The 11,305-nt window shown below is 69.7% G+C and carries 9 protein-coding genes; 3 read left to right on the plus strand and 6 right to left on the minus strand.

Annotated features, from left to right (window positions below; all coding sequences use genetic code 11):
- Positions 1–122: 122 nt before the first annotated feature.
- From MRBLMX7_RS09340 to MRBLMX7_RS09355, 4 genes are all read right to left on the minus strand, one after another.
- Entirely contained in the window at positions 123–1,484 is a 1,362-nt protein-coding gene (locus tag MRBLMX7_RS09340; protein WP_363367866.1) for an MFS transporter, read from the minus strand.
- A 90-nt stretch (positions 1,485–1,574) separates the two neighbouring features.
- The gene (locus tag MRBLMX7_RS09345) at positions 1,575–2,684 is read right to left on the minus strand and encodes a lactonase family protein (protein WP_363367868.1); all 1,110 of its coding nucleotides are present in this window, start codon (positions 2,682–2,684) and stop codon (positions 1,575–1,577) included.
- 88 nt (positions 2,685–2,772) lie between these two features.
- Positions 2,773–4,059, minus strand: a complete 1,287-nt coding sequence (locus tag MRBLMX7_RS09350) for an adenylosuccinate synthase (RefSeq protein ID WP_050723414.1) — start codon at positions 4,057–4,059, stop codon at positions 2,773–2,775.
- Between the two features lie 188 nt (positions 4,060–4,247).
- The gene (locus tag MRBLMX7_RS09355) at positions 4,248–4,526 is read right to left on the minus strand and encodes a hypothetical protein (RefSeq protein ID WP_363367871.1); all 279 of its coding nucleotides are present in this window, start codon (positions 4,524–4,526) and stop codon (positions 4,248–4,250) included.
- Between the two features lie 125 nt (positions 4,527–4,651).
- Here MRBLMX7_RS09355 and MRBLMX7_RS09360 point away from each other — a divergent pair, with 125 nt between their 5' ends.
- Complete coding sequence (locus tag MRBLMX7_RS09360; protein ID WP_363367873.1) at positions 4,652–5,578, plus strand: DMT family transporter; 927 nt, start codon at positions 4,652–4,654, stop codon at positions 5,576–5,578.
- A 7-nt stretch (positions 5,579–5,585) separates the two neighbouring features.
- On the opposite strand, the gene MRBLMX7_RS09365 is transcribed toward MRBLMX7_RS09360, so the two are convergent.
- Together MRBLMX7_RS09365 and MRBLMX7_RS09370 are read right to left on the minus strand one after the other, a co-directional pair.
- Positions 5,586–7,031 (minus strand): mechanosensitive ion channel domain-containing protein, encoded by a 1,446-nt coding sequence (locus tag MRBLMX7_RS09365; RefSeq protein ID WP_363367875.1) that lies wholly within the window; start codon positions 7,029–7,031, stop codon positions 5,586–5,588.
- 1 nt (position 7,032) lies between these two features.
- Complete coding sequence (locus tag MRBLMX7_RS09370; protein ID WP_363367877.1) at positions 7,033–9,189, minus strand: adenylate/guanylate cyclase domain-containing protein; 2,157 nt, start codon at positions 9,187–9,189, stop codon at positions 7,033–7,035.
- Between the two features lie 112 nt (positions 9,190–9,301).
- On the opposite strand from MRBLMX7_RS09370, the gene MRBLMX7_RS09375 reads away from it, so the two are divergent.
- Positions 9,302–10,006: a Pr6Pr family membrane protein gene (locus MRBLMX7_RS09375; RefSeq protein WP_363367879.1), complete on the plus strand. Its 705-nt coding sequence runs from the start codon at positions 9,302–9,304 to the stop codon at positions 10,004–10,006.
- Positions 10,007–10,134: 128 nt separating this feature from the next.
- Positions 10,135–11,295 (plus strand): AAA family ATPase, encoded by a 1,161-nt coding sequence (locus MRBLMX7_RS09380; protein ID WP_363367881.1) that lies wholly within the window; start codon positions 10,135–10,137, stop codon positions 11,293–11,295.
- Positions 11,296–11,305 lie beyond the last annotated feature (10 nt).

An 11,305-nucleotide genomic window follows, 5' to 3' on the forward strand; every position in this document is an offset into this window, starting at 1 on the left:
CCGTCGCCCAGTCTTGCTCAGAAGCAACGTCGAGTCACGGGTGCGTTGTTCCGGGCGGGTCGGATTCGACGTGTCGGGGGTGTCGGCCCCGGGAGGTGGAAGGTCACCGGCCCTGTCCGATGTCACTCGCGCGGCGCGACCCGAGGCGCGAGCACGGCGGCCGCGAGTGAGATCACGGCGGCGAGCGCGAACACCGTGGCGAACGGGTCGACGACGGAGGCCGAGGCGAACAGCACCCCGGTCACGGCGAGCGCGAGGGCGCTGCCGAAGGAGTCGGCGACGGTCATGGCCGAGCTGTTGAAACCGTGCGCCTCGGGCGCCGACATCTCCAGGGTGAGGGCGCTCGTGCGCGGGCTCATGAGGCCCATGCCTGCGCCGGCGAGGATCCATGCGGCGACGATCACCGCGAGGGGTGCAGTGACGAGCACGGCGGCGAGCGCGCCGATCACACCTGTCGCGACGAGCGCCGTGCCGAGGCGCACGGAGGCGACGCTCGACAGCCGCGCGCCCATCCGTCCTTGCACGGTCGCCGCGGCGGACCAGGAGAGCGCGCCTCCCGTGAGCGCGAGGCCCGCGACGGTCGGCGACAGGTCGTAGCGGTCGGTGAGCAGGTACGGAACGTACACCTGCGCTCCGAAGAATCCGGCGGCGCCGAGTCCGCGCACGAGGATCACGGAGGGAAGACCGCGTCGCGCCCGCAGCGCCCCCGTCGGCAGCAGCGGACGCACCGCGACGAGCGCCACGACCACGGCCGCCGCGGCGAGGACGGGTCCCGCGCCCGGAATGTCGCCCACGAGGCTCAGACCCAGCACGGCGGCGGCTGCGAGCACCGACCAACCCAGTCGCCCCAGGGCCCACGGCGTGGTCGGGTCCCCCGCGCCCACGAGTCCGCGGAGCGCCGGCACGACCATGAGCAGGGCCGGGATCACGAGCAGCACGACGCCGAGGAACACCCAGTGCCAGCTCCACAACTCCGTCACCGCTCCCGCGACGGTCGGCCCGACGAGAGAGGGCACGACCCAGGCGGCCGCGAAGCCCGCGAAGATCGCCGGATGCAGTGCGGTCGGGTACACACGGGCCACGACCACGTACAGCGCGACCATGAGGCCGCCGTTCCCGAGTCCCTGGGCGAAGCGACCGGCGACGAGCATCTCCATGCTCGGGGCGAGACCCGCGACGAGCAGTCCCACGACGAACAGGGCCACCGCGGCGAACAGCGGGGCGACGGGTCCGCGGCGGTCGGCCCAGGTGCCCGCGACGACCATGCCGATCACCCCGGTCGCGAGGGGGCCGGCGAAGGCGAGCGCGTAGAGGCGTTCGCCGTCGAGGTCGGCGCTGACGGCCGGCATCACGGTCGTGACCGCGAGCGACTCGAAAGCCCCGAGGAAGACGAGCGCGCACGCGCCGATCGTGATCCAGAGGTAGCCACGGCTCAGGATCCCGGGAGCCCGCATGGTCGGGGTCGTCCCCGTGTCGAGAGTCATGATCTCGACCGTAGAACCTCAAGTTAACTTGAAGTCAAGCGCGCAGCATCCCTCCGGCCGACGGCGTGCGAGATCCCCGACGCCCCGAGGTCAGCGCACCGGCAGGAAGTGCGTGGGCGTCGGCACCTGCGCCTCATGGCGGATGCCGAGCACCGCGCCCGTGCGTTCGTCGAGGTCCAGCAGCGTGATCGTGTCGGAGCGCTGCCCCGCCACGAGCAGCTTGCCCTCGTGCACGAGGTGATGCCGCGGCCAGTCGACCCCGGAGTCGGCGAGCGCCACCGGGTCGAGAGTCTCGCCCGCACCGCGCACCCGCAGCGTCGCGACCGTATTGCTGCCGCGCAGCGCCGTGTACAGGAACTGGCCGTCGCGCGTGCGCGCCAGCTCCGCGGGGAAGTCGACCCCGACCTCGGCGATCGGACTCGACAGCACCGACGACACGACGCGCCAGATGCCGTCCGGACCCGCCGCGAGCGTGAACACCTCGCACGAGTACTCGGTCACGACGTGCAAGTGGCCGCTCGGATGCACGACCATGTGCCGCGGTCCCGTGCCCAGCGGCAGGGTCACCTCGTGGTCGAGCGCGAGTCCCGCGGGTGTCGGACGCCAGAACCGCACGAGATCGAAGCCGAGATCGGTGGTCGCGATGCGCCCGTCGGGGAGGAACGCGGACGCGTGCGCGTGTGAGACGCGCTCCTGGCCCGTCGCGGTGAGAGCACCGGCATAGGGATCGGATGCCGCGACCGCGACGCCCGCCGGAGCCGAGGTCTCGGCCGGTTCGCCGAGCAGCGCCGCGCGCAGCTCGGCGGCCTTGTTCGCGGCATCCGGCACGAGCGACCCGTCGGAGGCGATGCCGATCCGCACAACGCGTCCGTCGCCGTAGCAGCTCGCCACGAGATACGACCCCGAGGGCGCGACCGTGACGTGGCACACGGAGTCGCCCGCTTCGACCGGGTCGCCGAAAGGCTGCAGCGTCGATTCGCCGGTACGACGGAACGCCTGCGCTGCAGCATCCCCCTCGAGAGCCGCGTAGACGACGTCCAGGGTCGGATGCTGCGCGAGCCACGAGGGCGAAGGGGTCTGCGTGACCGCGCCGCGGTATGAGAGCTTGGTGGGGGTCTGCTCGTCCCCCGCCAGCAGGCCGATGCCGTCGGCGGAACCCTGCATGGCGGCGCCGTAGCCGCCCAGCCAGAACCGTGTCATGTCCCGCTCCCCACCCGTCTGTTTCTGCCGTTTGGCGCGAATACCCGCCCGCCGATGCGCATATGACGCAAATAGACGGGCGGGTGCGTCAGTCGAGCAGGTCAGTGCGGACGACCACCTGGTCGCGCTCGGGGCCGACGCCGATGACCGAGATGCGCGTGTTGCTCATCCCCTCGAGCGCGAGCACGTAGTCCTGCGCGTTCTTCGGCAGGTCGTCGAATGTGCGGGCCGTCGAGATGTCCTCGGTCCAGCCCGGGAAGTACTCGAGCACCGGCGTCGCGTGGTGGAAGTCGGTCTGGTTGACGGGCACCTCATCGAAGCGCTCGCCATCGACGTCGTACGCGACGCACACGGGGATCTGCTCGAGGCCGGTGAGGATGTCGAGCTTGGTGAGCACGAGGTCGGTGATGCCGTTGACCCGCGTCGCGTAGCGGGTGATCGGGGCGTCGTACCAGCCGACGCGGCGAGGGCGACCGGTCGTGGTGCCGAACTCGAAGCCGCGCGAGCGCAGCCAGTCCCCCTGCTCGTCGAACAGCTCGGTCGGGAACGGACCGGAGCCGACGCGGGTCGTGTACGCCTTGACGATGCCGACGATGCGGTCGAGGGCCCCGGGACCGACACCTGAACCGGATGCCGCGCCCGCGGCCGTCGCGGTCGAGGAGGTCACGAACGGGTAGGTGCCGTGGTCGATGTCGAGCATGGTGGCCTGGCCGCCCTCGAACACGACGACCTCGCCGCGGTCGAGGGCCTCGGCGATCAGGTAGCCCGTGTCGGCGACCATGGGTCGCAGCCGCTCGGCGTACGACAGCAGCTCCTCGACGATCTCGTCGACCGTGACCGCACGGCGGTTGAAGACCTTCACGAGCAGGTGGTTCTTCTGGTCGAGGGCGCCCTCGACCTTCTGGCGCAGGATGTTCTCGTCGAACAGGTCCTGCACACGGATTCCGACGCGGTTGATCTTGTCGGCGTAGGCCGGACCGATGCCGCGGCCGGTCGTGCCGATGTTGCGCTTGCCGAGGAAGCGCTCCGTGACCTTGTCGAGCGTGCGGTGGTAGGCCGTGATGATGTGCGCGTTGGCCGAGACCTTGAGGCGCGAGACGTCGATCCCGCGGGCGCCGAGCGCCTCGAGCTCGTGGAAGAGCACCTCGAGGTCGATCACGACGCCGTTGCCGATGACCGGGGTGACGCCGGGCGACAGGATGCCGGAGGGCAGCAGGTGCAGCGCGTACTTCTCGTTGCCGACGACGACCGTGTGTCCGGCGTTGTTGCCGCCGTTGAACTTCACGACCCAGTCGGTGCGCTCGCCGAGCAGGTCGGTGGCCTTCCCCTTGCCTTCATCGCCCCACTGGACGCCGACGATCACGATTCCTGGCATGGGTGTCCCCCTTGCTGACGCCGGGTTTGCACCGGCTGATGAGCTGGCCCTCTTCGGGCGATCCCATCCTACCGAAGCGTGGTTTCGGGGCCGTTTCGGAGGTGGGTGATGGTTGCGGTCGCAGTTCGTGCCGCCCGAGACGCGAACGAGCGGCACGAAGTGCGACGGTAAGCGGTCGGCGGACTCGGTCAGGCTCGATCGACGCCGAAGCGCGCGAGATACTCATCGGTCGCTCGGAGGGCGGACGCCCGGTCCTCGGCCTCGGCGTAGATGACGTGCTCGAGCTCGGCGTCGAGTTCCAGTGTCGCGAGAGCGATGCCCGAGCGGTCGTTCTCGAACAGGTTCTGTCGGGACGAGATGAAGGATTGCAGCCCCTGGAGGCTCTCCTGCCCTGCTCGGAACGCCCGGCAGCGCTCCTCGATCTCTCCCGCTACAGACGCGTTGTACGGCGACAGCATCGTCCCCACCCGCTCTCCTCGATCGTGCGCCCGTTGCGCACGTCGTCACCCTACCGAGGACGGTGGCGGGAAAGCGACGGATGCTGTCGTTCGCGGCGGTCGCGGATGTCGGACGCCGGTGCCACGATCGGAAGATGGCACAGACCGAGCTCCCGAGCGACGCCACCGCCACGACGCCACGCCGCCAGGGGCCTCTCGTGCTTGCGGCCGCGCTGGTCACGGTCGTGCTGTGGGCCTCGGCGTTCATCGGCATCCGTGGGGCCGGACCGCACTTCGAACCGGGATCACTGGCTCTGCTGCGCATGGCCGTGGGCAGCCTCGTGCTGGCGGTCATCGCTCTGCGGCACGGAATCCGCCTTCCCGAGCGGAGGCACTGGTGGCTCATCGCGGTGTGGGGCGTGGGGTGGTTCTGCGTGTACAACCTCGCCCTCAATGCGGCCGAGCGCACGCTCGACGCCGGCACTGCCGCGATGGTGGTGAACCTCGCTCCGCTCATGGTGGTGGTCTTCAGCGGACTGTTCCTGCGCGAGGGCTTCCCGAAGCCGTTGATCGTCGGTGCGCCCATCGCGTTCCTCGGTGTGGTGCTGATAGGCATGAACTCGACGACGGATGCCGGCCCCGACATCACCGGGCTGCTTCTGGCTCTGCTCGCCGCGGTCATGTACGCGGGATGCACCCTGCTGCAGAAGCGACTGCTGAACGCGGGGTCCGACGCCACCACGCTCACGTTCCTCGGCGCCGTCACCGGCACGGTCGCTCTGCTCCCGTGGACGGGGAGCCTGATCGGCGCGGTGCAGACCACTCCGCTCGACTCGACGCTCTGGGTGATCTACCTCGGCGTCTTCCCCACGGCCATCGCGTTCACGACCTGGGCGTACGTGCTGCAGCGCAGCACCGCTGGCCAGACCTCCGCGACGACCTACGTCGTCCCGGCGATCGCGATCCTGCTGTCCTGGGCGATCCTCGGCGAGGTGCCGACGCCGCTCATGTTCCTCGGCGGGGCGCTGTGCCTGCTCGGCGTGCTCGTCACCCGCCTGCGCTGGGGTCGCCGGTCGCGCTGAACGGCGCTCAGCGGGGACTGATCGACCCGCCCCGGCGCAGAGCTCCGCGCTGGGCCTCGACGCTCTGCAGCATCTCGCCCGCCAGCTTGCGCTTGAGCTCGAGAGACTCGCCGATCTCGGTCGCGAGACGCGGCCGCGTGCGGATCAGCTCGTCGACGGTCGCGAGCGGCAGCACGACGACCGTGAGGATCTCGCCCGCCACGGTCACCGCCTGCGTGCGCTCGCGCGTGAGCGCCGTCTGCCCGATGATGTCGCCCTTCTCGGCCGCGGCGAACTCCACACGTCCGCCGTCGACCTCGAGCGCCAGCACCGCACGACCCGACACGACCACACGCACCTCGTCGGGCACGACCCCGCTCGCGAGCACGACCTCACCGACGCCGTAACGCTCGAGATGCGAGCCCTGCAGCATCGCCTCCAGGTCGTCGTCGTGCAGGTGCAGCGTTCCCGAGATCGCGGTGAGCGCCTCGACGAGCCGTGCGGGCTCGGCGATCGGATCACTGTCGTCGCCGTCGAGGGCGAATCCGCGACGCCGGGCCGCGTACCAGAGCCAGGACAGGTACATCGAGAGTGCGCGCCCGGCATCCGCGGGTCCGGCCACGGGGATCGAGACGCCGTACGCGCCGGCTCCGGAGTAGCTCGCGCTCGTCCGCTCGCCGGCGGCGAGCATCGGCAGTCCGTCGCCGACCTGGACCAGCAGGGCGATCACCTCGTGCGGCGGGTCGTCCGTCGCGAACTTCACCGATGCCTCCGCCGAATACGGCCCTTCGGGTTCGGACAGGTTCGTGAACGACGCGCCGGAGAGGCTCGAGTTCGGCACGATCTGGATGCCGGAGCCGGTGTCGATGTGCACCGCACGCCAGTTCACCTCGACCACCCGGCCGCGCACCCCGGCCGCATCGAGGAAGTCGCCGATCTTGAAGGGCTGCTCGAACAGCAGCAGCAGACCCGAGATCACGCCGCCCACCGCGTTCTGCAGGGCCAGGCCGATCACGATGGATCCGACGCCGAGGGCGGTGAAGAGACCGCCGACGTCGGCATCCCACACCCAGGAGAAGAGCAGCGCGAGGCCGAGCGCCACGAGCACGAGGCGCGCGATCTCGACGAAGATCGTCGGGATGCGCTTGCGCCAAGAGCCCTCGGCCGCGTTCGCGAACAACGCCACGTTGAACGACGACAGCAGCAGCAGGATGACGAGGAAGCCGAAGACCGTCGCGACGATCCGCGTCCACACCTGATCGGCGGGCGACTGGATCGCGAAGGCCAGCAGCGCGAACAGCGCCCCGATCGGGATCACGCCGTTGCGCAGCAGACGCAGCGGACCGGCGAGCGGGTTGTTGCGACGCCGCAGTCCGTTGATCAGCTCGGTGAGGACGACGAGCAGCACGGGGACGCCGACCGCGAGGGCGATGACCCACCAGCCCCACCCGTCGCGGAACGCGTCCTCGACCATGTCAGGCCACCTTCCAGACGGTCTCTGTGCCGCCGTGGGCCTCGACCGTGCCCGCCTCCGAGTACGTGAAGATCTCGCGGGTGCGGTCGTAGACGGTCTGGCTCACATACACGCCGGGGTCGCCCGTGACGGAACGCACCCGATACGCGAGGTTCACGGCGTCGCCCCACAGGTCGTAGGCGAGGGTGGTGCGCGCGACCAGACCGCTCGTGACCGTGCCGCTGTCGACACCGGCGCGGAGTCCGATCGAGGTGCCGTTCTGCGCGTTGAACCGCTCGACGACCCCGAGCAGGTTCCTGGCGAAGTCGACGCTGCGCCGCACGTTGTCCACGCGCGGCACCACGAGACCCGAGGAGGCGAGGTACCCGCCGCGCAGCGTCCGCACCTTCTCGACGCCGGCCTTCTCGGCCGCCTCATCGAATCCGCGCATCAGGGTGTTCAGGTGGCTGATCTCCTGCTCGGGCGACAGGCCGCGCGCGTAGTCGTCGAAGCCGATGAGCTCGGCGAACACGACCGACACGTTCTCGTGCGCCTCGGAGATCGCCTCGTCACCCTTCTTGTACTTCGCGGCGACGCTCTCGGGCATCAGCGTATGCAGCAGCTTCTCGTTCTCGACCTGCTGCTCGTCGATGAGCTCCTGCTTGATGCGCAGGCTCGACGCCATGTCGTTGAACGCGTGGCCGAGGTCGCCGAACTCGTCGCGCGACCCCTGCGGCACCTGCACGTCGAGATCCCCGGCGGCGACGCGGTGCACGGCGCCGACGAGCCGGTGCACGGGTCTCGTGAAGACCTGCGCGAGCAGCAGCGAGAGCAGCGAGACGCCGAGCAGGATGCCGAGCAGCGAGAGCAGCACGGTGCGCGTGAAGTCGCTCACCGGCGCGAAGGCCTCGGCGGAGTCGATGCGCGCGATGATGACCCAGTCGAGCCCTTCGACCTCGAGCGGCGCGTACGCCGTGACGCTGTCTCCTCCCAGGTAGTCGCGGCCCGTCGTCGTGCCGGACTCGCCAGCTTGCGCATCCTCGACCGCCTGGGTGTCGACGGGCTGCAGCAGCACGGTGCCGTCGACCTCGACCGCGCGTTTCACGATGCTCGGAGCGATCCCGCCGTTCACGGCGCGCTTCTCGTAGTCCTCCGGGTCTTCGATGAGGATGCGCGAATTGCTGCGCATGAGGTCGTCGCGTCCGACGAGGTAGACCTCGCCGGTGTCGCCGAGCCCCTGCTCCTTCCATCCCTCTTTCCCGGTGGTCAGGGCGTTGATGGTGTCGATCGACACCTGGAACGCCATGGCACCGGTGATGCGGCTGTCGTTGCCCACCGGCGAGATGACCCACATCGTCGGGACGTTCAGGGAGGGGATCCAGCGCTCGAAGTCGGTGAGGACGACGGTGCTGACCGAGTTCGTGGCGATCGCCTCGGCGTAGGCCGAGGCCAACGCCGTCTCGCGGTAGGGGCCGGACATGAGATTGCTGCCGAGCTCGACGCCCTTGTACGCGGAGAACACGATATCCCCGTCGAGGTTCATGAGCAGGGCGTCCTCGTAGCCGGCTTCGCGCACGAGTCGGCTGAAGTAGTCGCCGTACTGCTCGGACGCGGCCCCGTAGCTCGACCCGTCATCCGGGTCGTTGTCGTCGAGAAGCGTGTCGTAGTCCGCGTCGAAGTCCTGATTCTGGGTCGTGAAGTGCGCCTGCAGATGCTGGCCGGCGACGGAGTCGGGGATGAATGCCTCGTCCCCGTACGAGTCGCCGGTGCGACCTTCGAGTTCGGGGATGAAGACGTCGGAGTAGTAGGTCTCGAGCGCCGCGCGATCCTCGGGCTCGGGCTCTTCCTGCTGCAGCTCGGCGAAGCCCTCGTTGATCGAGGTCGACAGCGCCTGCGCGCTGAGGTTGCGGGAATGCAGCGATGCATCGCGCTTGACGGCGTCGAGCGCCGTCGTGATCTCGGCCGCGCGCATGGAGCGGATCGTGATGAGCTGGTCGATGGCCGAGTCGTGCAGCGACTGCCGGCCGTTGAGGAAGCCGATCGTGCCGACGATGACCGAGGAGGCGAGACTCACCGCCAGCAGCATGATCAGGAGCTTCGACTGGATGCTGAGCCCGACCCTCCCGCGCCAGCGTCTGCCGCGCGCGTCGTTCGTCCGCTCTGCCGTGCCGTCGCTCATGTGGCCCCTCCGCCGCGCCGTGCCGTCGATGGCTCCGACCCTAGCGATATATCGGGATGCCGGTCTAGGTCGGAAACCGCAACACATGGATAAAGTGTGCGCGGAGGCGAATATGACGACCTGGTGGCCCTACGCACGACTCGCAGCCGCGGCACTCGGCCTTGCCGCCGTGATCGCGCAGCTCTCACTGACGCTGCAACTCGCGGCCGTCGACCCGACACCGTGGGGCAGCCATCTGCCGACCGTGTGGTGGAACTTCCTGAGCTTCTTCACGATCGACTCGAACGTGATCGCCGCGGTGGCGTTCATCATCGCGGCCCTCTGGAGCATCCGCCATCGCCGCGACCGCGAGCAGGAGCCCTCGTGGCTCGCGATCCTGCTCGTGTGCGCGAGCACCTACATGATCGTGACGGGCATCGTCTACAACACGCTCCTCCGCGGATACGAGCTCCCCCAGGGCGTCACGGTGCCGTGGTCCAACGAGGTGCTGCACGTGGTCTTCCCGCTGATCCTCCTGATCGACGTGCTGTTCGCACCGCGGCGACGGGCACTGCCGTGGGGCACGGTGTTCATCACCGCGGCCTTCCCCCTCGCGTGGGCCGTGTACACGATGATCCGAGCGAACTTCGTGATCGCGCCCGCCACGGGTGCCGAGTACTGGTACCCGTACCCCTTCCTCAACCCGCACTTCATTCCCGGCGGCTACCTCGGCGTCGCGGGCTACATCGTCGGCATCGCGATCGCGATCATCGGCGTCGCCTGCTTCGTCGTGTGGATCGGACGCCGGCGCGCGTCATCCGACCCCGTGCCCGTCTGAGAGCCCGGCCCGCGTCTCCCCGGCGCATGGGGAGAAGTCCCCACCCGCCACCCCGAAGGGCGTCCGCGGATGCGGTTACGCTGGTGCGCGGGGGATCGTCTCGGTGTCCCCGTGGAACGAGGAGACCGATGAACGAGCCCTACGCGCCCGGAACCTCCGCGGGATCGACCCCGCCGCCGCCACCAGCGCCGTCCGCCGCGGCCGCGCCTCCCGCCCCTCCCGCACCCCCGGCGCCTCCGGCCACGCGCGCCGACGCCGCCGCGAGCTCCGTGCCGGCCTCCCCCTCCGCATCCACGAGGTCCGAGGCCCCGACCGACGCCGAGCTGCGCCGAGCCGGCGCCGTGCTGAAGACGGTCTCCGACGCGTACTCGGCCAAGATGGTCGGCCAGGAGCGTCTGCGCATGAGCCTGCTCATCGCGCTCATCGCCGGAGGGCACATCCTGCTCGAGAGCGTGCCCGGTCTCGCCAAGACCACGGCCGCGAGCACGCTCGCCGACACCGTGAAGGCGCAGTTCAAGCGCATCCAGTGCACCCCCGACCTGCTGCCCAGCGACATCACGGGCAACCAGATCTACGACGCCGCGACCGGGTCGTTCCGCACCGTGCTCGGCCCCGTGCACGCGAACTTCGTGCTGCTCGACGAGATCAACCGGTCGAGCGCCAAGACGCAGAGCGCGATGCTCGAGGCCATGCAGGAGCACCAGACCACGATCGGCGGCGAGGTGCACCACCTGCCGCAGCCGTTCCTCGTGATCGCGACGCAGAACCCCATCGAGCAGGAGGGCACCTACGAGCTGCCCGAGGCGCAGATGGACCGCTTCCTGCTCAAGGAGATCGTCGAGTACCCGAGCCCGGCCGACGAGTTCGAGATCCTCGGCCGCATCGACTCGGGCGTGCTCGACCCGGACCGGCACGTCGAGAGCGCGATCACCCTCGACGACGTGCGGATGCTGCAGGACGTCGCCTCGCGCATATACGTCGACCCGGCCATCCGCAACTACATCGTGTCGATCGCCTACGTCACCCGAAACCCCGCGCCGTACATCGGCGAGGAGCGCGCACGCTACATCAAGTACGGCGCGAGCCCGCGTGCGAGCATCGCCTTCCTGCAGGCGTCTCGCGCTCTCGCGCTGCTCAACGGCCGCGCGCACGTGCTCCCCGAGGACATCCGCGCCCTCCGCAACCTCGTGCTGCGCCACCGCGTGCTCCTGACCTTCGAGGCCGACGCCGAGGGCATCCGCAGCGAGGAGATCATCGACCAGATCTTCGGCGCGGTCCCCACTCCCTGACGACCCGACC

It is taken from the genome of Microbacterium sp. LMX7-1.2 (assembly GCF_040675935.1).
Taxonomy (GTDB): domain Bacteria; phylum Actinomycetota; class Actinomycetes; order Actinomycetales; family Microbacteriaceae; genus Microbacterium.